Consider the following 23,864-nt stretch of genomic DNA (forward strand, 5'->3'; position numbering starts at 1 on the left):
GCGGATCGTGAGTGGAAGCGCTGCGCGGTCTACGCACCGCTGCCGTCGGTTGTGCGGGCGGCCAGCTCCTCGCGCCAGCCCTCCTCCTTCTGCACCCACTCGTTGTCTGCGGGAAAGTCCTCGGTGCCATGCACTCGGCGCACCTCGAGCTTGCTCCCGGGGCCGAGCGGGCAGCGCTTGGCCCACTCGGCGGCCTCTTCCTTGCTGGCGACTTCGAGCATCCAAAAGCCGTTGAACAGCTCTTTCGTCTCGCCGTAGGGCCCGTCGATGATGATCGGCTCGTCGGCGCCGAAGTCGACGACGAACCCCTCATCGGGCTCTGCGAGTCCTTCACCGCCCACCATGACGCCGGCTTGCATCAGCGCCTCGTTGTACCTGCCCATTTTCTCGAGGATCTCCTCGAAGGGCACCTCTTTCGACGCCGCGATCGCCTCGTCGGTGTCGCGCATGATCAGCATGTACTTCATGGGTTCGTTCCCTTCGTGTGGGGCCCCTCTTCGGGCCCTTCACCTCTTGCGTCGAACGGTAGCGCCACCGATCGACATCGCCCCAGGAGAAATTTGCCCGAGTTTCGGCGCGCCCGCGGAGCGCCGGGTGTCGGGGCAGGTTTCGGCATGCAGGATAGAGGGGTTCTTGTGCCCGCCCCGCCTCATACGCAGCAGGGTTGGCAACATGGCCCCTCTCTCCGGGCGGCGGCACCGCGCATCGAGCGAGCCGGGCATCCGCCTGGTCGAAACCTTCGCGAACCACACGCCGGCGCGGGCGTACCGTGACGAGGGGTGCGGGATGACAACGCGGTCACCCCGAACGTGCCCCCGTAGCACTCGACAGAGAGGGAACCATGCGCGAAGACGTGCAGCAGCTGTTCGATCTGACGGGCCAGGTGGCGCTCGTGACGGGCTCGTCGTCTGGCCTCGGCCAAGCGGCCGCGATGGCGCTCGCGGGAGCGGGAGCCGCCGTCGTGGTGCACGGCCGGGACGAGGCGCGGGCCAGGGCGGTCGCCGACGACATCGTGCAGCGCGGCGGCGAGGCCAGGGGCGTCGTGGCCGACATCGCCGACCCGGCATCGGTGCGGCGCCTGATCGACGAGACGATCGAGGCCTTCGGGCGACTTGACATCGTCGTCGCCAACGCGGGCGTCGCCGGAGGGCCCCCGTATCGCACCGAGGAAGGTCGGCTCGCGAACGTCACCGACGAGGAATGGCATCGCACGATTGCCACGAACCTCGACGGCACGTTCTTCACTCTCCGGGAGGCGACGCGCGTGCTCGAGCGGGGCGGGCGCATCATCGTCACGTCGTCGACCGCGGGGCTGCGTTCTGACCCAATGGTCGGTTACGGCTATATCGCGACGAAGGCCGCCCAGGTGAACATCGTGCGACAGCTCGCGCTCGAGCTCGCGCCGCGCGGCATCCGCGTCAACGCGCTCGCGCCCGGGCCGATCAAGGAGACGCGCATCGGCGGCGGCGGCGAGCTGACGCCCGAGTTCGAGCAGGTCTGGGTCGACACGATTCCGCTCGGCCGCATGGGGGTGCCGTCGGAGTTCGGCGGGCCGGTGCTCTTCCTCGCCTCCAACGCGTCGTCGTTCGTGACGGGGGTCACGCTGCCGGTCGACGGGGGCGCGCTCGACCTGTCGCACGCGGTGTACTGAGCCGCCGGTCTGGTGCCGGGCGTCGGGGCGACGGGGCGCCCGCGGCCCGCTCAGCCGAACGGCGGCTCGAGGGTCGAGGACAGCGCCCCGGACAAGATGAGTGCGGCGATCATGATGCCGATGCAGCCGAGCGTGAACGGGTGGTCGACGCACCAGCGCACGAACGGGTCGAGCCATTTCACGGGCGCCGTTCGCTCGCCGCGCTCGCTGGCCCGCACATCCGCCGGGTGGGCCGGGCGAGGGCGGGGCGGATGCTCGGGGTGCGTTTGCGCTGCCGGTGACCCGGCCGTCGCGTCGGCCGTCGCGTCGGCCGGGCGGGCATTGGCCAGGCTCGTGTCGGAGGTGATGTCCGTCGAGACGCGACCCGCGCTCCCGGCCGTTGCCGCGGCATCCCCCTGATCCTGCGCCGTCAACGCCGCTGCCGCGGGCGCGCGCTCGACCTGCGAGGTGTCGACCCCGGACGCCTCGAGGGCGTCCTCGGCCACGTCGTCACCGAAGCTCACCCGGGTGCGCGGCCGCCAGTCGCCCTCGAGCAGCCCCCGGCGCTCGGCCCACCAGTCGAAGAGCAGCGTCGCGAACGGCGGGATCGCCGCGAGCAGCACGAGCGCGCACATGAGCCAGGAGAAGCGCTGGTTCACGCCCACGATGAAGCCGCAGAACAGGTACGCGATGAAGACGGCGCCGTGCAGGGAGCCGCCGATCGTGACGATCATGCCCGTGCCGTCGAAGCCGTACTTCACGAGCATCCCGATGAGCAGCAGGGCCCACGTGACGGCCTCAGCGATGGATGCGGTGCGCAGGAGCAGCTTGGGGGTCACGGGAGACCAGCGTACCGGCGGGGTTCGACGGCGCCCACGGCGGGGCGCGCCGCTGGCTATGCGACGAGCGCTTGCAGCACGCTTGCGAAGATCGGCAGCCCGTCGATGCCCGATCGCATGCGCTCGTCGGTGTCGGGGCCGAACCCGGGCTCGACGGCGTGCTCGGGGTGCGGCATGATGCCGACCACGTTGCCGCGATCGTTGGTCACGCCGGCGATGTCGTTGCGGGAGCCGTTCGGGTTCACGCCCGCGTAGCGGAACGCCACGAGCCCCTCGCCCTCGATGCGCGCGAGCGTCTCGTCGTCGGCGATGAAGCCGCCCTCGCCGTTCTTCAACGGGATGACGATCTCGGCACCCTCGTCGTACGCCGATGTCCAGGCCGTCGACGCGTTCTCGACGCGCAGACGCTGGTCGCGGCACACGAACTGGCCGTGGTCGTTGCGGATGAGCCCGCCGGGCAGCAGGCGCGCCTCGGTGAGCATCTGGAAGCCGTTGCAGATGCCGAGTACGGGAAGGCCGCGCTCGGCGGCTTCGACGACCTCGGTCATGATGGGCGAGTGGCTCGCGATGGCCCCGGCGCGCAGGTAGTCGCCGTACGAGAAACCGCCTGGCAGCACGATCGCGTCGACGCCCTGCAGGTCGTGGTCGCCGTGCCACAGCGCGACCGCATCGCCGCCGGCCGCGCGCACGGCGCGCTGGGCATCGCGGTCGTCGAGCGACCCTGGGAAGGTGATGACGCCGACTCGCATGCCTACTCGCCCTGCTCGTTCGACTCCGCCTGCTGCGACGAGAGCCGCTGCTCGTCATCCACGTCGCTGCGCGGCTCGTCGAGCGGGATGTTGCGCTCGTCGTCGTCTTCTTCGTCGAGCTCGCCGTCGAACTCGTCATCGATCACGTCGATCGAGATGACGTCTTCGATCACACCGTTCGACAGGAGCTCTTCGCTCACGGCGGTGATCTCCGCCATCAGCTCGCCCGAGGGCTCGCGGTCGGTCGTGATCTCGAAGCGCTTGCCGACGCGAACGTCGCTCAAGTACCCCTTCCCGAGACGTGCGAGTGCGCCTGCGACGGCCTTGCCCTGCGGGTCGAGAAGCTCTTCCTTCGGCATGACTTGCACGACGATTTTCGGCATCAGACACCTCACCCTTCCGACGGCAACTGCATCAGTCTACCGCCGCGACCGGGATGGGCCGGTCGCGCGTACCTCGACGTGAAGTTTGCAGGTCCACATGCGGGCGGCGCGGCCTAGGGTGAGTCTGGCTGCGTCGAAACGCGTTGCGCACGGTGAAGAAGCGCCGGAAAGGGGATACCGATGGCTGCTTGGCAAAAACGGATGCGCGATCTCGCGTCGCGCGCAGGAGCGGGAAAGCGCTCGCGTCGCGAGCCGACCGCGCCGGAGCACGAGGCGGCGACGGCTGGCGCCCGTGCCGGGGCCGGTGTCGGCGCCAATGCTGGCGCCGAGACGGCGGCGCGGGGAGCCGCGGGCGCGCCGCCCCGGCCTTCCCAACCGGTCGCGACAGCATCCGCGTCGCCCGGTACGTCACCGACCGTCGCGACGAGCGTCGTCGAGGTTCCGCGCCCAGACCCCGTCGCCGAGGCGTCGGCGGCCGAGGCGGCCGAGCCGGGTCCCGACGACGGCCGCGGGAGCCGCCCTGCTTCGGTCGGCCTCATGTGGACGGATGCCCTCGGCCGCGCCGCGACCCGCAGCCTGCAGGTGCTGCTGGTCGTCGGTCTCGCCGCGCTCCTGATCTGGGGCAGCCTCCAGATCTCAATCGTTGTGATTCCGGTGCTGCTGGCGCTCATCATCGCGTCCGCTGCCACTCCCGTCGTCACGAAGCTGCGCGATTGGGGCTGGCCATCATCCCTCGCGACGATCGTCGTGCTGCTGGCCGTCGTGCTGCTGCTCGGCGGCGCGATCTGGATGATCGTCGTGCTCATCGAAAACCAGTGGGCCACGCTGAGCGAAAATGCCGTGGACGGCTTTCACCAGACGCTGTCGTGGGTCGAGTCGACCTTCGGCCTCGTGGTCGATGCCGAACAACTGGGGGAGTGGTACGAGCAGGTGCGCGACTTCGTGTTCTCGAGCCAGTTCGGCTCGGCCGCCGCCACGGGCGTCACGGCCGGCATCTCGGCCGTCGCGACGTTCGCCACCTCTGCGGTGCTCTTCGTCGTCGTGCTGTTCTTCTTCATGAAGGACGGCCCCATCATCTGGAACTTCCTCCTCCGCCCCGCGAAGGGCGCCCGCCTGCGCCGGTTCAAGCTCATGGGCGGGCGCGCCGTCAGTGTCATGGGCGGCTACGTGCGCGGCACCGTCATCGTCGCGCTCGTCGACGCGGTGTTCATCGGCATCGGCCTGTGGGTCATCGGCGTGCCGCTCGCCTTCCCACTCGCCGTCATCATCTTCATCTGCGCGTTCATCCCCATCGTGGGCGCGACGCTCGCCGGCATCATCGCGGCGCTCGTCACCCTGGTGACCAACGGCATGTGGGAGGCCATCGCGGTCATCGCGATCGTCGTGGTCGTCAACCAGCTCGAGGGCAACTTCTTGCAGCCGATCGTGCTCGGGCGGTCGCTCAAGCTACACGCGCTCGTCGTGTTGATCGCCCTGATGGTCGGAACGGTCCTCGGCGGCATCGTCGGAACGCTCCTCGCCGTGCCGATTGCGGCGGTCGGGTGGGCGCTCATCGTCGCCTGGAACGAGCCGCTGCCCCAGCTCGAGCACGCCACCACAAAGGGCTGGTTCGGCCGAGATCCGGACGAGCGCGGGCGGCGCGGCGGGCGAACGGGCGCGACGGATGCCGAAGCCATGTCGGCATCGCAGCCCCGGCTCCCGGAGGTGGCGAGACCAGGCGACGGCGACGCTCGCTGAGCGCGCCGCGCGCTCGATCGCGCTACGCCACCCCGAGCCGGTCGAAGAGCTCCTCGTAGCGCTCGACGGTGCGCTCGACCACCTCGGCGGGCAGCTCGGGCGGCTCGCCCGAGCCGTCCCAGTTGTCGCGCAGCCAGTCGCGCACGAGCTGCTTGTCGAACGACGACAGCCGAACGCCGAGCGGTGCCGACGCATCGCCGTAGAGCGCCGCGTCCCAATAACGGGACGAGTCGCTCGTGAGCACCTCGTCGCCGAGCGTGATCTCGCCCGTCGCGGGATCGACCCCGAACTCGAACTTCGTGTCGGCGAGGATCACGCCGCGCGACTCGGCGATCCCGCTCGCTCGCGCGAAGATCTGGAGCGACGCGTCGCGAAGCGCGACCGCGGCATCCTCGCCGATCAGCCCGATGGTCCGCTCGAACGTGATGTTCTCGTCGTGGTCGCCCTGCTGCGCCTTGAACGCGGGCGTGTACAGGGGTTGGGGGAGCCGATCGCCGTCGCCGAGCCCCGCCGGCAGCGCGAGACCGCAGACGGTGCCGTGGTCGCGGTATTCGGCGAAGCCCGATCCGGTGAGGTAGCCGCGCACGACGCACTCGACGGGAAACATCTCGAGCTTCGCCACGCGCATGGCCCGCGCAGCCGTGTCGGGATCGAGCCCCGCATCCCACCCGGCCGGCTCACGCAGGTGGTTCGGCGCGTCGAGCTGCGCGAACCACCAGCGGCTGAGGCGAGTGAGCATGGCGCCCTTACCGGGGATGGCCGGGCGAAGGATGTGATCGAACGCGCTCACGCGGTCGGTTGCGACCACGAGGAGGGTGCCGGCGTCGTCGGCCAGGTCATCGCCCTCGGCGGCGGCCTCAGCCTCGTAGACCTCACGCACCTTTCCCGAGTAGACGTGCCGCCAGCCCGGGAGTTCGGGGGCTGGGCCCACGGGTGCGGACTGACCCTGGGTCATCGCGCCAACCCGTTCGCGGCGGCCTCGCCGATGTCGGTGCGGAAATGGCCGCCGTCGAGCCGGATGCGCTCCAGCGCGCCGTAGGCGCGTTGCCGTGCCTCTGCGATGTCGGCCCCCTGAGCCACCACGTTGAGCACGCGACCGCCCGTCGCGCGCAGCTCGCCGTCGAGGTCGCCCCGCGTCGCGGCGTGCAGGACGCGGACCGCGCGGTCGGATGAATCGGCCTCGGCCGTTCCCATCACGATGCGGCCGGTCTGCGGCGAATCGGGGTAGCCCTCGCTCGCGAGCACGACGGTGACGGCCGCCCGATCGGCGACCGCGAGCTCTTCCGGCTGCTCGTGGAGCGTGCCGTTCGCGGCGGCGAGGAGCAGTTCCGATAGCGGCTGGTCGAGACGCGCCAGCACGACCTGTGTCTCGGGGTCGCCGAAACGCGCGTTGAACTCGATGACGCGGATGCCCCCGTCGGTGACGATGAGGCCGCAGTAGAGCAGCCCGACGAAAGGGGCGCCGCTGCGGCGCAGTTCGTCAACGACGGGCTGGGCGATCTGCTCGACGACGGTCGTCGCGAAGGCGGCCTCCGAGCCGAATCGCTCGACGAGGAACGGGACCGGGGTGTACGCGCCCATGCCGCCGGTGTTTGGGCCCGTGTCGTGGTCGCCCAGCCGCTTGAAGTCCTGCGCCGGCGGGAGGGCGCGGCACGTCGTTCCGTCGGTGAGCACGAACAGCGACACCTCGCGACCGTCGAGGAACTCTTCGACGAGCACCGGGCCCGAGGTCAGCCAGTACGTGGCATGGGTGAGCGCCTCGGCCAGGTCGGTCGTGACCATGACCCCCTTGCCGGCCGCGAGGCCGTCGGCCTTCACGACGTAGGGCGCGCCGAACGCCTCGAGCGCATCGGTGACGTGACTGATCTCGGTGCACAGCCGCGCCCCGCCGGTTGGCACGTGCGCTCGCTCCATGACCTGCTTCGCGAACGTCTTCGAGCCCTCGAGCTCGGCAGCCGCGCGGTTCGGCCCGAAGACGGGGATGCCCTCGGCGCGCACCGCGTCGGCGACTCCGGTGACGAGGGGCGCCTCCGGGCCGATCACGACCAGCCCGACGCCCTCGTCGCGGGCGAACGCGGAAACCAGGTCGGGGTCGTTGGCGTCCAGCGCGAGCACTGTGGCTTCGGCCGCGATGCCGGGGTTGCCGGGTGCCGCGATGATGTCGTGCATGCCTTCGGCGGCCAGCGAAGACACGATGGCGTGCTCGCGGGCGCCCGAACCAAGAACCAGAATCTTCACCCGGCACAGCTTACGGGCGACGCGGGGCGCGCGCAGTCGCGTGCCGAGCCTCCGTCCACGCCCATGTCACGATGAGTCCATGGCGAAGGCGCGGATTTCGGAGGCGGAGGGGCGCGCGGCCCTCGACGCGTGGGTGGCGGCGGGCGAGGCGGCGACCCGCACCGACAGGGCCGCGGCCGTGCGTTACACGCTGCAAGTGCTCGCCGAACGCGCGCCGGGCGCGAGCGTCGAGGTTCGGGTGCCGCCGTTTGGGGCCGTGCAGTGCATCGAGGGGCCGGGCCACACCCGAGGCACCCCGCCGAACGTGGTCGAGGTCGACACGGAGACCTGGCTCGCGCTCGCCACGGGCCGGTTGTCGTGGAACGACGCGATGACGGCGGGCGTGGTGCGCGCGTCGGGCACGCGGGCGAGCCTGGAAGCGCTGCTTCCCGTCGTCCGGCTCCGCTGAGCCGCGTCCGCGTCCGCACCCGGCCGCGGCCGGACAGGACGGGCGCACGCTCCTGTCTGAGCGCAGCGTGTGCCCCCAGACCTCGCGGGTGAGCGACAATAGCGGTATGCCCGCACGCGACGACGACACGACCCCCCGCGGTATCGACGAGCCTGGCGTCGAGGCCGAGCTCGACCACGCGAGCGAACCCGACGACGCGAGTGAGCCCGAAGCCCCCGTCGAGCTCCCCGCCCGGGTGTCGCGCCAGGCGCGCATGGGTCGCTTTCTCGGACTTGGCGCGATCGTCGGCCTGTTGCTCGCGGTCGGGCTCACGCTCCTTTGGCCCGACGACCCGTCGTTCCTTCCCCCCAATCCCGAGCTCCAGTTCACCGAGCTACAGGTGTTTGGCTTCCTCGCCGTCTACCTCGTGCCCATCTGCCTCGGCCTCGGCGGCCTGATCGGCTACTTCCTCGGCCGCGCGGCCGAGAAGCGCAGCCGCACCGAGATCGTCATCGCGCGCAACGCCGAGTAGCCGCGCCAGCCTCCGCCCGGAGGTGGCGTGCAGATGTCGGCCCGCCGTCGCCTGTTCCTACGGGTGCCCTCTGCGGAGTCCGCTTGGGGGCCGGCGTGGCCAGGCCGTTCGGAGACCCCGCGTCAGCTCGTCTGGTGCTGCTCGAGCCACGCGAGGTACTCGGGCTTGACCGTGCCGGTGACGTATTCGCCGGTGAAGCAGCTCATGTCGAGGTCGGTGATGTCGCTGCCGCGGACGATCGCCTCATGCAGGCCCTCGACGGTCTGGTAGATGAGGCGGTCGCAGCCGATCACCGAGGCGACCTCGTCGATCGAGCGGGCCGAAGCCACGAGCTCGCCACGCGACGGCATGTTGATGCCGTACACGTGCGGGTGACGCACGGGCGGCGCCGCCGATGCGAAGGTGACCGATGCGGCGCCGGCCTGCCGCGCCATCTCGACGATCTCCTTCGAGGTCGTGCCGCGCACGATCGAGTCGTCGACGAGGAGGACATGCTTGCCCTTGAACTCCGTCGAAAGCGCGTTGAGCTTCTGCCGCACCGAGCGCTTGCGCACCTTCTGCCCGGGCATGATGAATGTACGGCCGATGTAGCGGTTCTTGTAGAAGCCCTCGCGATAGTCGATGCCGAGCTTCATCGCGAGCTGCATGGCGCTCGGCCGGGCCGAATCCGGGATCGGCATGACCACGTCGATGTCGCCGGTCGACACCTGGCGGGCGACCTCGTCGGCGAGGGTCTCGCCCATGCGCAGGCGTGACTCGTACACCGAGATGCCGTTCATGACCGAGTCGGGTCGGGCGAGGTACACGTACTCGAACGAGCACGGCGCGAGCTTCGGGTTCGTCGCGCACTGCTGCGAATACAGCACGCCGCCGTTGGTGATGAACACGGCCTCGCCCGGCTCGACATCGCGCACGACCTCGTAGCCTCCCGACTCCAGCACGAGCGACTCGGAGGCGACGACCCACTCGTCCCGCCCGTTCTCGTCGAGGCGGCGACCGAGGATGAGGGGCCGGATGCCGAACGGGTCTCGGAACGCCAGCAGGCCGTGGCCCGCGATGAGCGCGATCGCGGCGTACGAGCCCTCGACGCGCTCGTGGACGCGGCCGAGCGCGGTGAACAGCTGCTCCGGCGTGAGCTCGTCGCTCTGCACCGTGCGCTGCAGCTCGTTGGCGAGCACGTTCAGCAGGATCTCGGTGTCGCTCGACGAGTTCAGATGCCGCCGGTCGATGCGGTAGAGCTCGTCGTCGAGCTCACGGGTGTTGGTGAGGTTGCCGTTGTGCACGAGCGTGATGCCGTACGGCGCGTTCACATAGAACGGCTGCACCTCTTCCTCGTTCGTGGCGTCGCCGGCCGTGGCGTAGCGGACGTGGCCAAGACCGACGTTGCCGAGCAGGCTGCGCATGTCGCGCGTGCGGTACCCCTCGCGCACCTGCCCCGTCGTCTTGACGTGATAGAACGTCGACCCCTTCGAGGTCGTGATGCCCGTCGAATCCTGTCCGCGGTGCTGCAGAAGAAGCAGCGAGTCGTAGATCTGCTGATTGACGGGGGTGGTCGAGACATGACCGACAATGCCGCACACGCTGGGAGTACTCCAGGGGTTGCTCAGGAAAGCCCGGAACGGGTCGCACCGATCTTTTCACACCAGGCGGATGCGCGTTGCGGGCGTTCGCGGAGGGCGGTGGGCGGCCTCGGCGGCGGCGAGGAATCTCGGGCGGCGGCGAGGAATCGGGGAGAACGGGTGCGCGGGGCGTCCGACTACGCGACCATTGAGGGTGTGACTGACGCCGCCGCCCCAACGCCAGCAGCCGCGACCGATCGTGCAACGCCTGCGCCCGATCCGGCAGCGATGGGAGACCGCCCAGACTCACGGCCCGCCGAGCGGCCTGACGAGTTCGATCCGGTTCCCAGTAGGCCGGACGCGGGGGCGCCGGCCGCCCCGGCCAAACCGCACGCGCCCGAGCCGCAGGCGCACCCGGAGCCACTCCGTCGTTCGCCGCGCGCGGTTGACTGGGACGGGTTCTACAACGCCCGTGACCTCGGCGGGCTGCCCACGCGCGACGGCGGCGTGACGCTCACCGGTGCATTCGTGCGCTCGGCCGACCTGCGTTTCGCGACCGAAGCGGGCCTCGAGGCGGCGCGGGAGGCGGGCGTGCGCACCGTGGTCGACCTGCGCAATGCGTTCGAGACGCGTCCGGTGGCGAGGAGCGCGTGGGAGGAGCGGGCGAACGCGTATCGCGTGCCTGCGACGCGCGAAGCGGAGCTCCCCGACGGCGTGTTCGGCATCCGCGTGCCGCTCGACAACACGAGCGACCGAGTGTTCTGGGACCGGATGCGCGAGGAGCGTCGGCTCGGGAATCCCCGGTTCTTCCGACCCGTCATCGAGCAGCAGCCGCAGCGCGTCGTCGCGGTGCTTCGCGCCATTGCGGCGTCGCCCGACGCCGTCGTCTACCACTGCGCCGTCGGGCGAGACCGCACGGGGCTCGTCACGTTCGCGCTGCTGAGCCTCGCCGACGTGGAGCCCGAGGCGATCGCTGACGACTACGCGGAGAGTGCCGAGGAGCTAGGCCCCTTCTTTTCGCGCCTCGACTTCCCCGACCCCAAGGAGGTCATCGAGGCGTCGCTCGCCGAGCACGGGCTCACGGTGCGCACCGCGGTCCTCGAAGAGCTCGACGGCTTCGACCCGTGGACCGCGCTCACGAGGGCCGGTCTGACCGAGGCCGAGCTGCAGGGCCTGCGGGCGCGGCTGCGCGGAGGCGGGTAGGCGCACGCCGGCACCCCGACCCGCCACTAGGCTGGGGTCGCCCAGAGCACCACCCGGGAGGACGACCGTGGCCGAAGACCTCTACGCCCGCGCGGGCGTTGACACGCGAGCCGGCGACCTCGCCGTTGAACTCATGAAGCGGGCCGTCAAGGCCACGCATGGGCCGGAGGTGCTGGGGGGAGTCGGGGGTTTCGCCGGCTTGTTCGACGCGAGCCGCCTCGTCGGGATGCGCAAGCCCCTTCTCGCGAGCTCGACCGACGGCGTCGGAACCAAGGTCGCCATCGCCCAGGCCATCGACAAGCACGACACGATCGGCCAGGATCTCGTCGCAATGGTGGTCGACGACATCGTCGTCGTCGGAGCCGAACCCCTGTTCATGACCGACTACATCGCCTGCGGCAAAGTCGTGCCGGAGCGCATCGCGGCGATCGTCGAGGGCATCGCGCGCGCCTGCGCCGCAACGGGCACGGCGCTCACGGGCGGCGAGACCGCCGAGCACCCCGGCCTCCTCGGGCCCGACGACTACGACGTCGCGGGTGCCGCGGTCGGTGTCGTCGAGGCCGATCGGGTGCTCGGACCCGATCGGGTGCGCGACGGCGACGTGGTCGTGGCGATCGGAGCATCCGGACTGCACTCGAACGGGTTCTCGCTCGTGCGCCGTGTCATCGCCGACCGGGGGCTCGCCTTCACCGACCGGTCGGACGAGCTCGGCGGCGTCGTCGGCGAGGTGCTGCTCGAGCCGACCCGTCTCTACACGGGTGAGCTCGTGCGCGTGCTGCGCGGCGAGCACGGTGACACGGTGGCCGAGAGCATCCGCGCGCTGAGCCACGTCACGGGCGGCGGCATCGCGGCCAACCTCGCGCGCGTGCTGCCGAGCGGCGCGTGGGTCGAGCTCGACCGTGGCACCTGGTCGCCGCTTCCCGTGTTCCGCGTGCTCGCCGATATGGCCGGCTCGCCGCTCGAGGCGACCGAGGGCACCTGGAACCTCGGCATCGGCATGTTCGCGATCGTCGACGCCGACGGTGTGGATGCCGTGCTCGCGGCCCTCGAGAAGGAGGGGTTCGCGGCGTGGCGCGCGGGCACCGTGGTCGTCGGCGAGCGCGATCTCGACGGGTTCGAGCAGGGCGCGAAGGGCGTCGACGGGGGCGCCGTGCGCCTCGTCGGTTCGTACCGCGCCTGATCGTCGCCGCCTAGCGCCGCGGCCCTTCGCGGCGACGGATGGGTCGCGGCGGCTCCCGGGGCGTTATGGCGCAGGAATTCAGCGATCCCGGCGAGGCCGGCGGAGATGCGGCCGGCTCGCCGGCGCCTCAGCGCGTTCGGCCGCCCGGTGGGCGACGACGGCCTCCACGACGACCGAGACGATCATGACCGCAACGGCGGTGCCGAGCACGAGCAGGTAGGGCAGGACGGTGTTGGACACCAGGAGCGAGCCGACCGCGCACACGGCTCCCACTCCGTGACCCACCCGGGCGACGGGCAGGGCTGCGGCGTGCCCCGCCGTCCACGCGGCTTCGGACACCCGTGTCGCGGCGGTGCGGATGCCCGCGAGGCCACCGCGCGTGATGGTGCCGTTGGCGCAGAGCGAGATCGTGAGGATGACGAGCAGATTGCCCGCCAGCAGCAGGATGGCGATGAGGATCGCCATGCCGATGGGCGGCGATTGATATCCCTCCACGGCTTAGGCGTTGCCGGGGCCGGCCGGGGGCCGATGCGTCGCCGGGGAGTGGGCGCGTCTACGCACGACGGGGGTAGGCGTCGTACTCATCGCCGTCGGCGTCGTCGGCCGGATCGTAGTACTCGGCCCACTTCGACAGCTCGTCCTCGGACTGCTCCGAGGGGTCGGTGCCGTCGTATTCGGCGGCGACGTCGTGCCGTGCACCAGCACCGGCGAGCTCACGTTCGAGCTCGCCATAGTTGGTTTCGGGTACGGAGTATTTGAGCGCTCGGGCGACCTTGGTGTGCTTCGCCTTCTGACGGCCACGCCCCATGCGCAACCCCCTTTATGCTTCTCGCCTGGACACGGGCACAACGAATCGCCCAGGGACAGAGGAATCGGAAATCTGGCGTTCACCCTAGCATGGCGCGTGCCGTCGCCCCTCGTCCCGAAGTCGTACCTATGCTTGCGCATGCGTGCCGCGACCGCGCCACTCGGGGTATCCTCACCGCCCGCCTCATCTGCGCGCTCAGCGTGTCGCTCCAGCCCCTCCCGACCGATTCCCCGAGGAGATCCAGTGCAGTCATCGACCGACATCGTGGTCGTTGGCGGTGGCGCCGCGGGATTGACGGTCGCGCTCGAGCTCCAGCGTCAGGGGATGCAGACGATGCGTGACGTGATCGTCCTTGACGCCGAGTCGGGGCCGGGAGGATCGTGGCGCCGGGCCTGGGACGGCCTGCCAATGCGCATGGCTGACGATCTCGTCGAGCCGGAGGGGCTCTCCGACTTCCAGCTCGGCTACGACCGGGCCGACCCGGACGAGCCGGTTCGCGATGTCGTGCCCCGCACCCTCGCCTATTTCGAGGATGCTTCGAACCTGTACATCTACCGGCCCGCGCGCGTCGTCGCGGTGACCTCGCCGCGACGGACGAATCGTCTGCACGTCGAGTACGTCGGGCCGACGGGCACGAGGCGCACGATCGAATGCCGCATTCTGATCGACGCGACTGGCCACTGGTCGTCGCCGTTCGTGCCGTGGGTGCCGGGCATGCGCGGGTTCCCCGGGGTGCATGTCCCTGCGGCTCGGCTCGAACGCCTTGGAGACCTGGAGGGACGGAGGGTGCTCGTCGTCGGCGGCGGACGCACGGCGGTCGACCTGTTGCGGCTGCTTGAAGGGCGAGCGGCGACGGTCGCCTGGTCGACGCGGCGCGAGCCGGAGTTCCGAGAGCCGGAGCCGCGCGAGCCGTCCGAGGCCCGGGAGGGCGTCGGCGGGGCGGCGGATGCCGTGGCGCGCGATCCAGGGTTACGTGCGTTCGGTGACGCGCAACGATTCCTGGCGCGGCCGCAGGAGGGGCCGGCCCCGGTCCCTCGTGCCGGATACGGGCATCCCGTGAATCGCATGTGGGACGGCGGCACCGCGGGGCCGGTGCGGCTGCGGAGCCGGCGTGCGTGGATCATGCGCACGGCCGAGGTCGCGGCCGCGATCGATCGGGGGCTGCTGCGGTCGCGCGGTGCCCTGCAGCGCTTCGACGGTCGCGTAGCGAGCCTCGCCAACGGGGATCGCCTCGAGCTCGACTCGGTCGTATGGGCGACGGGTTCACACGTGCCGCTGCGGCACCTTGCGCCGCTGCGGCTCCGGGAGCCCCTCACGTCGTACCGGGCCCGGTCGGGCTGGAACCGGCGCGACAGGCGCGTGGCGATCGTGGGGGAAGGCACCGAGGTGCGGAGCGCCGACGCCCTCGTGCACGCGCTCGCCATCGCGGATGACGCCGTCGACGCGCTCGATCGCCTCGAGTAGAGGGCCGGTGCGGTTCACGCGCCGAGCGGCATGCCGTCGACGAGGATCCCGCCGATCAATATCGCGCCGACGTAGACGCCGGCGATTGCCGCGAGCAGCCCGTAGCCGATCGTCGCCGCGAGCAGCGCCACCGCGCGCAGGCGGCGACGTGCTCGCCAGGCGCCGTGCGCGTCAAGCATGAACGTGCTCCACGTGCTCAGTCCGCCGCAGAAGCCGGCGATGGCGACCGGTTCCCACGCGGCAGGCAGCACCGCGAATGCCGCCCCAGCGAGGAACGAGGCCACGATATTGATGACGACGATGCGCCACTCGGGAGTGAGGCCTCGTGTCCTGCCGTCGTCGCGTCGGCGGTGCCCGGCCGATTGCAGCACGTAGCGGAGCAGGGCACCGCCCGCACCCGCCGCGATCGTGAGCGTGACGACGAGCGGGGTCATGCGCTGCTCCCGGGATGCTCGGCGGTGTCGGGATGCGCGGTGCCGGGGCGAATGGCGCCCGGGCTGATGGCGCGCCCAATGATCGCGCCGATCGCGACGAACAGCAGGCCGCCGAGGACGCCGCTGATGAGCAGCCCCCACGCGAGGCCAGAGGAGTAACCGAGCACCGCGAAGACGAGCGCGACGAACGAGAACGTCGTGAAGGCACCGCAGAAGCCCGCGCCGCAACCGGCGCGCAGCCAGTCGAGCCGGGCCGGCCACGCGGCGCCCGCGATGACGCCGAGCAGCAGCGAGCCGAGCAGGTTCACGGCGAGGGTTGCGAGCAGGGCGGCATCGCCGAAGGCGCCGAGATCGTCGACGGGGTTGTCGCCGTACCAGGCGGCCGCGGGATCGCCGAGTGCGGCGAGGTCGCCGAACCCGATTCGCGCCGCCGTGCCGAGCGCGCCGCCGACGGCGACGGCCACGAGCGTCCGAGCCGCGAGAGGACGGGCTGTGGCCTCGGCGGGAACCGTCTCGCCGGGTGCGTCAGGTCTCGTCACGTGCCGTGCCTCCAAACCGAACCCCGGCTACCGTTGAACCATGACCACTGCGATTCCCGGCGTTCGGCTCAATGATGGCACCGTGATCCCGGCGATCGGTTTCGGCACCTCCAAGGTCGTCGGCGCCGACGGGGAGGCGGTCGTGCGCAGTGCGATCGAGGCGGGGTATCGGCTCATCGACTCGGCCATGCGCTACGAGAACGAGGTGGAGGTGGGCCGGGGCGTCGCCGCAGCCGTTGCCGATGGCGTCGCCGCACGTGAGGAACTGCTCGTCACGTCGAAGCTCCCGGGCCGCGACCACGGCTATGACGAGGCGCGCCGGTCGATCGACGGGTCGCTCGAGCGGCTCGGGCTCGAGCGTATCGACGTCTACCTCATCCACTGGCCGCTGCCTCGCCTCGACAGGTACGTCGAGTCGTGGCGGGCCCTCATCGCGGCTCGCGATGACGGGCAGCTCGGCAGCATCGGCGTCTCCAACTTCACCCCGGCGCACCTCGAGCGCATCATCGGCGAGACGGGCGTCGTTCCGGCGATCAATCAGATCCAGGTCTCGCCGATCCTCCCGCGCCACGAGTGGCGCGCCGCGCACGCCGAGCTCGGGATCGTGACCGAGTCATGGAGCCCGCTCGGCGGTCGGCGCGGCCTCGGCGAGGACGCCGACGCGGTGTTCGCGCAGATCTCGGACGCGCACGGGGTGACGCCCGCGACGGCGATCCTGCGCTGGCACACGCAGGGCGGGCTCGTGCCCCTGCCGAAGTCGTCGAACGCGGTGCGGCAGGCCGAGAACCTCGCGGCCTTCGGGTTCGATCTCACCGATGACGACCTCGCGCGCATCGCGGCGCTCGCGAAGCCCGTCGACCCGGACTTCGATCCCGACACGCACGAGGAGTTCTAGCGGACGATGGCGCGCCGATCCGATGGCGAGTCGGCGCTCGCCAAGCACCTGCGCGTGCTCGAGGCCTTCGATGCGCTCGAGCCGTTCTTGACGCTGGCCGAGATCGCCGACGCCGCAGGGCTCGCTCGCTCGACCGCGCACCGGCTCGTCGGAGAGCTCGTGCGCGAGGGGCTGCTCGAGCGCATGCCGGACCGCACCTACCGCCTGGGGATCCGGTTGTGGGAGTTCGCGTCGCGCACCCCCGGAGCGCTCGGGTTGCGCGAGCTCGCACGGCCGTTCATGGAGGCCGTGCACGCGCGCATTGGCCAGCACACGCAGCTCGGCGTGCTCAGCGGCACGGACGTGCTGTTCGTCGAGCGGTTGTCACGACCGGACGCCGTCATCAACGCGACGCTCATCGGCGGGCGCACGCCGCTTCCGTTGAGCTCGAGCGGCCTCGTGCTCCTCGCCCACGCCGGTGATGAGACGGTCGAACGCGTCATCGTGGCGGGCTGGCCGCACCCGACCCCGCGTACGCCGCGAGGCGGCGACGAACTCCAGGCGTGCATCCGCCGCGCGAGATCCCAGGGGGTCGCCGTGACGGATGGGTACATCCACGAGGCATCGCGTGGCGTCGCCGTGCCCGTGTTCGGCCCGCAGGGGGCGGTGTACGCGGCGCTCGGGATCGTGATCCCGAACGACGCGCGCACCCCCTCGGCCGAGATCGAACTGCTCACCTTCGCCGCGGCGGGGATCACGCGAGCCCTGCGCGACGCCTACGCGCCCGGCGACGGGACCGCGGCGACGGCGGGCCAGCGCCTCGCGCCGCCGCTCGCGGGCACGTCCAGGGCGAGTCGCGTGTACTACGCGGAGCTCGATGCGGCGCACGACCCGCGCGGACGCGAGGCCCGTCACCGAGATCCCCGCGCTCGAAGACCACCGCGCGAGTAGGGGATGCCCGGGGAGCACCTCGCGGCACCGGGCGCGGCCGCTCGTGTGGGCGCGGACGCGCCGAGGCCCCGCCGCGCGGCGAGTTGCCGCGGGACGGGGCCTCGTGGTGCCCGGTCTACCGGTTGTCGCGGGGACCGAGCACGTGGTGCAGCAGGTCGCGCACCCGGCTGAGCTCGGCGTCGATGAGGGCGAGCACGTCGTCGGTCACGCGACCCTCGGCCTCGGCCCGGCGAAGGTCCTGCCGCACGTCCTGCCGGAAGCGGTCGAGCGAGAGGTCGGCACGACGCGCGATGCTCGTATCCGGTCCCGAGCCGTCGGGCGCCGATTCGCCGGTTCCCGCCGGGCCACCGGACGGCGTGCCATCGCCGGATGCCGCGGTCTCGTCCGGCGGCGTCGGAGCGTCCTGCGGTCGCGGCCGATCGTCGGTCGGCGAACCGTCGCCGCCGGCGGCGTCGCGCACTCCCTCGCCCGTCGTGAATGTGCCCGATGCCGCGTGGAATGCGGCGCTCGCCGACGCGCCGATGTCGGCGCCGGACCGGTGCTGCGACTCTCCGGCCGACCAGCCGGCCGTCGCGGCCTCGGCGGCCCGATGCGCGAACATCGACGCCTTCTTGCCGAAGTCGCTGCCCCACGTGGAGCCCTCGTCGCCGGTCTGACGTTCGCGGAACGCCGAGAACTCGCTGCGCAGCTTGTCGCGCGCGACCGTGAGGTCGTCGCGGAGTTCCTGCGCGAGCCGGCGTACCGAGTTGTCGACGTCGCTCTCGATGTCGGCGAGCTCGTCGGCGCGCGACTCGACCTCGCGGCGACCCTCGTCGGTGATGCGGTAGATGGTCTTGCGGCCGTCGACCTCTTTCGTGACGAGCCCCTCGGCCTCGAGCTTGGCCAGTCGCGGGTAGATCGTGCCGGCGCTCGGCGCGTACGTGCCGTCGAATCGCTCGGTCAGGGCCTGGATCAGCTCGTACCCGTGCCGCGGCTGCTCGTTGAGCAGCGCGAGCAGGTACAGCCGCAACCGGCCGTGTGCGAAAACGGGCGGGGTCATGAGCCTGCCTCGTTCTGCCTGTCGTCGTCGCGCTGCTCGGCGTCTGCCTCGGGCGAGCCGTCGCCACCATCGGGGGCCGTGCCTGCGGCTGGTGCAGCAGACGCTCCGGTGGGCGCGTCGCCTGCGTCGGGCCCCGCTGATCCGGCGTCGCCCGCTCCCGCGGTGTCGGCTGCGTTTGGCTGGCCGGCTGCCGAGGACGAGGACTCGTCGACGCCCGCGGACGGCGTCGGCTCAACCCCGAGCTGGTCGCTCGCCGTCGCGACGCGCTCGTCGATGCGCTCGTCGAAGTTGTCCTTCACGATCCGGCGAAAGATCCTGCGCGTCGTGAGCACCGACCCCGGAGCGCCCTCGTCGCCGCCGCGATCTGAGGCATCGGCGGCCGAGGCACCGGTGCCGGCGTCGGCGCCCTCGCCCGCGCGCACGACCGTGATGCGGCCGGCGACCGTGCGCAGGTGCACCTCGGTGAGGCGCTTCTCGTAGTCGCGCTTGGGCGACGCGAAGGAGCGGCCGGGGGACGGCTGCTCGGTCTCGCCCTCGAGGTGGGCGCGGGCCGTGACCGTGGCGATGTGGTAGTCGGGCGTGACGCCGTACGGGATGCGGATGGTCGTGGTGCCCGTCGCCGATCGGTTCGAGATGCGGTCGGGAAGCCCGTCGGTGATGTCGAGAACGGTCGTGCCGGTGACGGTGTTGCCCGCGAACGCGGCGATCGTGCCGGCGACCGTGACGTCGCCCGCGACCGTCTTCGTCGCGACGGAGCCGTGGTGGTGGCGGACCGAGATCTCGGCGTCGACGGTGCCGAGCGTGAGCTCGCCCGTCGTGCTATCGATGAACTGCTCGCCTGCGGCCGTGTTGAGCCGTACGTCGCCCGTGACGCCTACCACGAGCACCTCGGCAGAAGCGGCCTTGACGTCGACATCGCAGTGCTGCGGCACGAGCACGCTGATGACGGCTTCCGGTCGGTGCCACAGCGTCTTCGCGCCTTCGGTGACGTCGCCGAGCGACAGCTGGGGGTGATCGATGATGAGGGTGTCGCCGTCGACCGCGACCTTGAGGTTGCGCACCGACGTCGAGGTGACCTCGACGCGGGCCTGGGGCTCGTCGTGCGCAAGGACGGCGAGAGAGCCGCCGACGAGATTTGCTTTCACGCGTCGGATGCGCTCGATGTCGATGGTCTTCTGACCTTCGACGAGCCACTGTTCGATTGCCACGGGTTCCTCCGGAGATTTGTCATGGGAGCTGGAATGTCGTTGCCGGTGTGCTTGGGGCACGCGATGTCGGATGACGCGAGTAGGCTCGATGCACATCGAGATACATCGCGTTTCCCGCACTCACGATATATCGCGTTTGTGTCGTCGGGCAATGCTCAGCCGTGTCGGCGCCCTGTGCGTTCGCTGGGGGCCGCTTGGGCGTGGGTGGTTCGCAACGCGTGAAACACTGGTCACACGACGAAAGGGACGACCGCCGTGCATCGACTCGCCTCGCTGAGCCTCGCCAACCGTGCCCTCATCGCGCTCGTGACGGCCGCCATCGCCTTCTTCGGCGTGATCTCGATGACCTCGCTCAAGCAGGAGCTCGTGCCATCGGTGACGCTCCCCATCGTGTCGGTCGTCACGAGCCTCCCGGGTGCGTCGCCCGAGGTGATCGACGAAGACGTCTCGCGGCCCATCGAGGCGTCATTGCAGGGCCTCGAGGGGCTTGAGAACACCACGACGACCTCGAGCACGAACGTGTCAAGCGTCATGGTCGAGTTCCAGTACGGCACCGATCTCGTCTACGCGCAGCAGCGCATCCAGGTCGCCCTCAATCGCGTGCAGGAGACACTGCCCGAGGGAGCCACCACCAATGTCGTGGCCGGGTCGATCGACGACTTCCCGGTGCTGCAGCTCGCGGTCGTCGGCGATGACACCGACGAGGTCGCGAACCTGTTGCGCATCGAAGCCCTCGGGGATCTGCTCGAGATCGACGGCGTGCGCGACGCGACGCTTTCGGGCGCTCCGTCGCCGCGCATCGCGATCACCCCGGACCAGGCACAGCTCGCGGCCTCTGGCGCCTCGACGCAGACCATCACCGACACGCTCGACGCCTCAGGGTCGCTCATCCCGATCGGACAGCTCACCGAGGGCGATGAAACCCTCACAGTGCAGGCGGGCGCCCTGCTCTCGAGCGCCGAGGACATCGCGGCCCTGCCCCTCGAGGGAGCCACGGGCGCGGGCGGGCAACCCGTCACGATCGGCGACGTGGCGACCGTCGAGCAAGACACGGAGCCCGTCGCGTCGATCTCGAGGGTCAATGGCCAGGACGCCCTCACCATCTCGGTTACGAAGCGCCCCGACGCCAACACCGTCACCGTGTCGCAGGCCGTTCGCGACCTCATCCCCGAGCTCGAGTCGAAGCTCGGCGCGGGCATCGCGTTCACGATCGCGTTCGACCAGGCGCCCTTCATCGAGCAGTCGATCGAAACGCTCGTGATCGAGGGGCTGCTCGGACTCGCGTTCGCGGTCATCGTCATCTTCGTCTTCCTGCTCTCGGCACGGGCGACGATCGTCACCGCGATTTCGATCCCGACCTCGCTGCTCGTGACCTTCATCGGGCTGCAGGCGGCCGACTACTCCCTCAATATCCTCACGCTCGGGGCGCTCACGATCTCGATCGGCCGCGTCGTCGACGACTCGATCGTCGTCATCGAGAACATCAACCGACACATGGCGATGCACCCCGCGGCCTCGCGCCGTGGCTCGGAGCGAGCGGCAGTCATCACGGGCGCCGTGCGCGAGGTCGCCGGCGCGATCGCGGCCTCGACCATCGCGACCGTCGCCGTGTTCCTCCCCATCGCCTTCGTCAGCGACATCTCGGGCGAGCTCTTCCGTCCCTTCGCCCTCACGAGCGTCATCGCGCTGCTGGCCTCGCTCGTGGTGGCACTGACTATCGTGCCGGTGCTCGCTTACTGGATGCTCGGGGGCGCCTCGACGAAGCGTCGCCGCGCGAAGACTGCCGCGCCCGCCGTCGGGGGCGGGCCGCTGCTCGACAGCGTTCGCGCGGGCACACCCGCACCCGCGACCGCGGGTGCGGATGCCCAGCCGCGCGGCGGCCAGCACGAGGTCACCGGTGCGCGGACCGGCGCCGATGCCCGCGGCGCGCAAACGTCGGCCGACGACGACCGGCGACGGCCGCGAGCGAGCGAGCAACGAGCCGCTGCCGACCGTGAACGGTTCTCGCCGCTCGCGCTCCGCGACGAGACCGCCGACGACCCGCGGTCTCGGCCGGGCACCTCGGTCCCCGACCCGGCCGCCGATGAAGCGGGCGCGCCACCGCGCGGCTCGACCGAGCATCCGCACCTCTCCGCGGACGACCTGCCACGCGACGCGTCCACGGGCGAGATCACGCTCAGTCGCCGCGCGCTTCGCGAGCTGCGCGAGCGATACGGCAGCGACGAGGTCGATGCCGCGCTCGGCGAGGCCCGGCACGGTGACCCGACCTACCGGCCGCAGCCGGAGCAGCAGCAGCAATCGCGCGACGACGACCACGTCGCCGCGTCCTCGTCGACGCCCGGCGACGCGCCTGACGCCCCCACGGCGGGCCGGCAACCGGCCGTTCCTGCGGGCGACGACGGGGTGCTGGACGACGAGCCGCGCACCTGGCTGCAGCGCGGCTTCGAACCGGTCCTGACCTGGACGCTGCGGCGTCCCGCGATCACGCTCGTGGCCGCCGTGCTCGTCCTCGTGCTGACTGGCCTGTTGGTTCCGCTCATGAAGACGAACTTCCTGGGCGACATGGCCGGCAACACGTTCTCGGTGACCCAGACGCTGCCCCCCAACGCGAGCCTCGAGGCCCGCGACGAGGCGGCGCGACAGGTCGAGGACGTGCTCATGGCGACCGAGGGCATCGAGACCGTGCAGCTGACCATCTCCGGGGGCGGCGGCGGCTTCTTCGGGGGTGCAGGCGGGAGTGGAGGCGGGTCGACCGCGTCGTTCTCGGTGATCGCCAGCGACGACGCCGACCTGCAGGAGCTTCAGTCGCAGGTGCGCGGCGAGCTCAGCGGCAACGCCGACCTCGGCGAGATCTCGGTGAGCGAGGCGGGCGGGGCCGGTCTGTCGAGCGACTTGACTGTCGAGGTCACCGCGCCGACCAACGAGGCCCTCGGGCAGACGGCGCAGCAGGTGACCGAAGCGCTGGCGGCGGAGCCCGGCATCGTGGAGGTCAGCAGCAGTCTCGACAGCACGAGCCCGTTCGTGCAACTTGAGGTCGACCCAGCGGCAGCGGCGCAGTACGGGCTCAGCGAGCTGATGATCGGCGGCATGGTCGCGCAGCAGATGCAGCCGAGGCCGGTCGGCGACCTCGTCATCGACGGTGAGTCGGTCTCCGTCTACCTGCTCGGTGGCGACCCGCCGCAGTCGCTCGACGAGTTGCGCTCCCTCCAGCTCGTCACGGCGCTCGGTCCCGTGCCGCTCTCGACCGTCGCGTCGATCGAGGTGGTCGACGGTCCGGTCGCGATAACAGCGGAGCGGGGCACGCCGACGGCGACCGTGACGATCGTTCCCGAGAGCGACGACCTGTCGACGATGAACCCGCTCGTGGAGGGAGTGCTCGACGGCCTCGAGCTGCCGGCCGGAGCATCCGTCTCGGTCGGGGGCGTGAGTGCCGATCAGGCCGAGGCCTTCGAACAGCTGGGGCTCGCGCTCCTCGCCGCGATCCTGATCGTTTACATCATCATGGTCGCGACGTTCAAGAGCCTGCTGCAGCCGTTCCTGCTGCTCGTGTCGATCCCGTTCGCGGCGACCGGCGCGGTGTTGTTGCAACTTGTGGCAGACATCCCGCTCGGCGTGTCATCGATCATCGGCGTGCTCATGCTCATCGGCATCGTCGTCACCAACGCGATCGTCCTCATCGACCTCGTGAACCAGTTCCGCAACCGCGGCCACGACGTGCGTGAGGCGATCGTGCACGGCGGCTCGCGGCGTGTGCGGCCAATCGTCATGACGGCCCTTGCGACCATCTTCGCCCTGCTGCCGATGGCGCTCGGCATCACCGGCCACTCCGGCTTCATCTCGCAGCCGCTCGCCGTGACGGTCATCGGCGGCCTGCTCTCGTCGACCGTCCTCACCCTGCTCGTGCTGCCGGCGCTCTACCTCGTCGTCGAGGGGCCGCGGGAGCGTCGCCGCAAGCAGCGTGAGGCCCGCGCGGAGGCCGAGCTGGCGGCAGCCGGCCTGGACTAGGCCGGATGCGGCGGCCCCTCCCCGGTGACGTGGCGCTCCCGCCAACGGGAGGGGCAGAGTTTCGT

At 70.9% G+C, this 23,864-nt stretch carries 23 protein-coding genes; 10 read left to right on the forward strand and 13 right to left on the reverse strand.

The genetic code is table 11. The annotated features are described in order from the left end of the window. Positions 1–29: 29 nt before the first annotated feature. Entirely contained in the window at positions 30–467 is a 438-nt protein-coding gene (locus F8O04_RS01940) for a YciI family protein (RefSeq protein ID WP_158027641.1), read from the reverse strand. A gap of 374 nt (positions 468–841) precedes the next feature. On the opposite strand from F8O04_RS01940, the gene F8O04_RS01945 reads away from it, so the two are divergent. Further along, a complete protein-coding gene (locus tag F8O04_RS01945) occupies positions 842–1,651 on the forward strand; it encodes an SDR family NAD(P)-dependent oxidoreductase (RefSeq protein WP_158027643.1) in 810 nt (269 codons plus the stop codon). Positions 1,652–1,701: 50 nt separating this feature from the next. Here F8O04_RS01945 and F8O04_RS01950 read toward each other — a convergent pair whose 3' ends face one another. The 3 genes from F8O04_RS01950 to purS are packed head-to-tail and all read right to left on the reverse strand — an operon-like array spanning position 1,702 to position 3,601. Then, on the reverse strand, positions 1,702–2,469 hold the full coding sequence (locus tag F8O04_RS01950; protein WP_188726333.1) for a DUF3817 domain-containing protein: 768 nt from the start codon (positions 2,467–2,469) through the stop codon (positions 1,702–1,704). A gap of 56 nt (positions 2,470–2,525) precedes the next feature. Beyond that, on the reverse strand, positions 2,526–3,218 hold the full coding sequence (purQ, locus tag F8O04_RS01955; protein WP_158027644.1) for a phosphoribosylformylglycinamidine synthase subunit PurQ: 693 nt from the start codon (positions 3,216–3,218) through the stop codon (positions 2,526–2,528). Between the two features lie 2 nt (positions 3,219–3,220). Beyond that, a complete protein-coding gene (purS, locus tag F8O04_RS15210) occupies positions 3,221–3,601 on the reverse strand; it encodes a phosphoribosylformylglycinamidine synthase subunit PurS (protein WP_158027646.1) in 381 nt (126 codons plus the stop codon). Positions 3,602–3,781: 180 nt separating this feature from the next. Between purS and F8O04_RS01965 the strand changes: the two genes are divergently transcribed. After that, on the forward strand, positions 3,782–5,338 hold the full coding sequence (locus F8O04_RS01965; RefSeq protein WP_225734816.1) for an AI-2E family transporter: 1,557 nt from the start codon (positions 3,782–3,784) through the stop codon (positions 5,336–5,338). Between the two features lie 22 nt (positions 5,339–5,360). Here F8O04_RS01965 and F8O04_RS01970 read toward each other — a convergent pair whose 3' ends face one another. Continuing rightward, entirely contained in the window at positions 5,361–6,293 is a 933-nt protein-coding gene (locus F8O04_RS01970; RefSeq protein ID WP_158027648.1) for a phosphoribosylaminoimidazolesuccinocarboxamide synthase, read from the reverse strand. Continuing rightward, complete coding sequence (gene purD, locus F8O04_RS01975; protein WP_158027650.1) at positions 6,290–7,576, reverse strand: phosphoribosylamine--glycine ligase; 1,287 nt, start codon at positions 7,574–7,576, stop codon at positions 6,290–6,292. The genes F8O04_RS01970 and purD overlap by 4 nt, the downstream gene beginning before the upstream one ends. Positions 7,577–7,655: 79 nt before the next feature. On the opposite strand from purD, the gene F8O04_RS01980 reads away from it, so the two are divergent. Further along, the gene (locus F8O04_RS01980) at positions 7,656–8,024 is read left to right on the forward strand and encodes a sterol carrier family protein (RefSeq protein WP_158027651.1); all 369 of its coding nucleotides are present in this window, start codon (positions 7,656–7,658) and stop codon (positions 8,022–8,024) included. A gap of 106 nt (positions 8,025–8,130) precedes the next feature. Beyond that, positions 8,131–8,535 (forward strand): hypothetical protein, encoded by a 405-nt coding sequence (locus F8O04_RS01985; protein WP_158027653.1) that lies wholly within the window; start codon positions 8,131–8,133, stop codon positions 8,533–8,535. Between the two features lie 122 nt (positions 8,536–8,657). On the opposite strand, the gene purF is transcribed toward F8O04_RS01985, so the two are convergent. Next, entirely contained in the window at positions 8,658–10,115 is a 1,458-nt protein-coding gene (gene purF / locus F8O04_RS01990; RefSeq protein ID WP_158027655.1) for an amidophosphoribosyltransferase, read from the reverse strand. Positions 10,116–10,310: 195 nt separating this feature from the next. Between purF and F8O04_RS01995 the strand changes: the two genes are divergently transcribed. Together F8O04_RS01995 and purM are read left to right on the forward strand one after the other, a co-directional pair. Next, a complete protein-coding gene (locus tag F8O04_RS01995) occupies positions 10,311–11,297 on the forward strand; it encodes a tyrosine-protein phosphatase (protein WP_188726332.1) in 987 nt (328 codons plus the stop codon). A 67-nt stretch (positions 11,298–11,364) separates the two neighbouring features. Continuing rightward, the gene (gene purM, locus F8O04_RS02000) at positions 11,365–12,477 is read left to right on the forward strand and encodes a phosphoribosylformylglycinamidine cyclo-ligase (protein WP_158027658.1); all 1,113 of its coding nucleotides are present in this window, start codon (positions 11,365–11,367) and stop codon (positions 12,475–12,477) included. A gap of 78 nt (positions 12,478–12,555) precedes the next feature. Here purM and F8O04_RS02005 read toward each other — a convergent pair whose 3' ends face one another. Continuing rightward, positions 12,556–12,972, reverse strand: coding sequence for a hypothetical protein (locus F8O04_RS02005; RefSeq protein ID WP_158027660.1), 417 nt, complete (start codon positions 12,970–12,972; stop codon positions 12,556–12,558). A gap of 58 nt (positions 12,973–13,030) precedes the next feature. After that, positions 13,031–13,285, reverse strand: coding sequence for a DUF3073 domain-containing protein (locus F8O04_RS02010; protein WP_158027662.1), 255 nt, complete (start codon positions 13,283–13,285; stop codon positions 13,031–13,033). Between the two features lie 243 nt (positions 13,286–13,528). Here F8O04_RS02010 and F8O04_RS02015 point away from each other — a divergent pair, with 243 nt between their 5' ends. After that, positions 13,529–14,749: an FAD-dependent oxidoreductase gene (locus tag F8O04_RS02015; protein WP_188726331.1), complete on the forward strand. Its 1,221-nt coding sequence runs from the start codon at positions 13,529–13,531 to the stop codon at positions 14,747–14,749. Positions 14,750–14,763: 14 nt separating this feature from the next. Here the strand turns inward: F8O04_RS02015 and F8O04_RS02020 are convergent, their stop codons facing one another. Continuing rightward, positions 14,764–15,183, reverse strand: a complete 420-nt coding sequence (locus F8O04_RS02020) for a CrcB family protein (protein WP_158027664.1) — start codon at positions 15,181–15,183, stop codon at positions 14,764–14,766. After that, positions 15,180–15,722: a fluoride efflux transporter FluC gene (locus F8O04_RS02025; RefSeq protein WP_188726330.1), complete on the reverse strand. Its 543-nt coding sequence runs from the start codon at positions 15,720–15,722 to the stop codon at positions 15,180–15,182. The genes F8O04_RS02020 and F8O04_RS02025 overlap by 4 nt, the downstream gene beginning before the upstream one ends. A gap of 40 nt (positions 15,723–15,762) precedes the next feature. On the opposite strand from F8O04_RS02025, the gene F8O04_RS02030 reads away from it, so the two are divergent. Then, a complete protein-coding gene (locus F8O04_RS02030; protein WP_158027667.1) occupies positions 15,763–16,617 on the forward strand; it encodes an aldo/keto reductase in 855 nt (284 codons plus the stop codon). Between the two features lie 6 nt (positions 16,618–16,623). After that, complete coding sequence (locus F8O04_RS02035) at positions 16,624–17,547, forward strand: IclR family transcriptional regulator (RefSeq protein WP_158027669.1); 924 nt, start codon at positions 16,624–16,626, stop codon at positions 17,545–17,547. 115 nt (positions 17,548–17,662) lie between these two features. On the opposite strand, the gene F8O04_RS15265 is transcribed toward F8O04_RS02035, so the two are convergent. Together F8O04_RS15265 and F8O04_RS02045 are read right to left on the reverse strand one after the other, a co-directional pair. After that, positions 17,663–18,586 carry a PadR family transcriptional regulator gene (locus tag F8O04_RS15265; protein ID WP_158027671.1) on the reverse strand — a complete coding sequence of 308 codons (924 nt, stop codon included), beginning with the start codon at positions 18,584–18,586 and terminating at the stop codon, positions 17,663–17,665. Further along, complete coding sequence (locus tag F8O04_RS02045) at positions 18,583–19,794, reverse strand: DUF4097 family beta strand repeat-containing protein (RefSeq protein ID WP_158027672.1); 1,212 nt, start codon at positions 19,792–19,794, stop codon at positions 18,583–18,585. Before F8O04_RS02045 ends, F8O04_RS15265 begins: the two co-directional genes overlap by 4 nt. A 255-nt stretch (positions 19,795–20,049) precedes the next feature. Here F8O04_RS02045 and F8O04_RS02050 point away from each other — a divergent pair, with 255 nt between their 5' ends. Further along, the gene (locus F8O04_RS02050; RefSeq protein ID WP_158027674.1) at positions 20,050–23,799 is read left to right on the forward strand and encodes an efflux RND transporter permease subunit; all 3,750 of its coding nucleotides are present in this window, start codon (positions 20,050–20,052) and stop codon (positions 23,797–23,799) included. The last annotated feature ends 65 nt before the right edge of the window (positions 23,800–23,864 follow it).

Origin of the sequence: Pseudoclavibacter endophyticus (genome assembly GCF_008831085.1) — a bacterium.
Taxonomy (GTDB): Bacteria; Actinomycetota; Actinomycetes; order Actinomycetales; family Microbacteriaceae; genus Pseudoclavibacter; species Pseudoclavibacter endophyticus.

Excerpts from the sequence above, each read along its gene's own strand:
- F8O04_RS01965 (WP_225734816.1), top strand. The coding sequence starts at position 3,782 with ATGGCTGCTTGGCAAAAACGGATGCGCGATCTCGCGTCGCGCGCAGGA.
- F8O04_RS01940 (WP_158027641.1), bottom strand. The coding sequence starts at position 467 with ATGAAGTACATGCTGATCATGCGCGACACCGACGAGGCGATCGCGGCG.
- F8O04_RS01980 (WP_158027651.1), top strand. The coding sequence starts at position 7,656 with ATGGCGAAGGCGCGGATTTCGGAGGCGGAGGGGCGCGCGGCCCTCGAC.
- F8O04_RS01945 (WP_158027643.1), top strand. The coding sequence starts at position 842 with ATGCGCGAAGACGTGCAGCAGCTGTTCGATCTGACGGGCCAGGTGGCG.
- purS (WP_158027646.1), bottom strand. The coding sequence starts at position 3,601 with ATGCCGAAAATCGTCGTGCAAGTCATGCCGAAGGAAGAGCTTCTCGAC.
- F8O04_RS01970 (WP_158027648.1), bottom strand. The coding sequence starts at position 6,293 with ATGACCCAGGGTCAGTCCGCACCCGTGGGCCCAGCCCCCGAACTCCCG.
- F8O04_RS02030 (WP_158027667.1), top strand. The coding sequence starts at position 15,763 with ATGACCACTGCGATTCCCGGCGTTCGGCTCAATGATGGCACCGTGATC.
- F8O04_RS02035 (WP_158027669.1), top strand. The coding sequence starts at position 16,624 with ATGGCGCGCCGATCCGATGGCGAGTCGGCGCTCGCCAAGCACCTGCGC.
- purQ (WP_158027644.1), bottom strand. The coding sequence starts at position 3,218 with ATGCGAGTCGGCGTCATCACCTTCCCAGGGTCGCTCGACGACCGCGAT.
- F8O04_RS01985 (WP_158027653.1), top strand. The coding sequence starts at position 8,131 with ATGCCCGCACGCGACGACGACACGACCCCCCGCGGTATCGACGAGCCT.
- F8O04_RS02020 (WP_158027664.1), bottom strand. The coding sequence starts at position 15,183 with ATGACCCCGCTCGTCGTCACGCTCACGATCGCGGCGGGTGCGGGCGGT.
- F8O04_RS15265 (WP_158027671.1), bottom strand. The coding sequence starts at position 18,586 with ATGACCCCGCCCGTTTTCGCACACGGCCGGTTGCGGCTGTACCTGCTC.
- F8O04_RS02010 (WP_158027662.1), bottom strand. The coding sequence starts at position 13,285 with ATGGGGCGTGGCCGTCAGAAGGCGAAGCACACCAAGGTCGCCCGAGCG.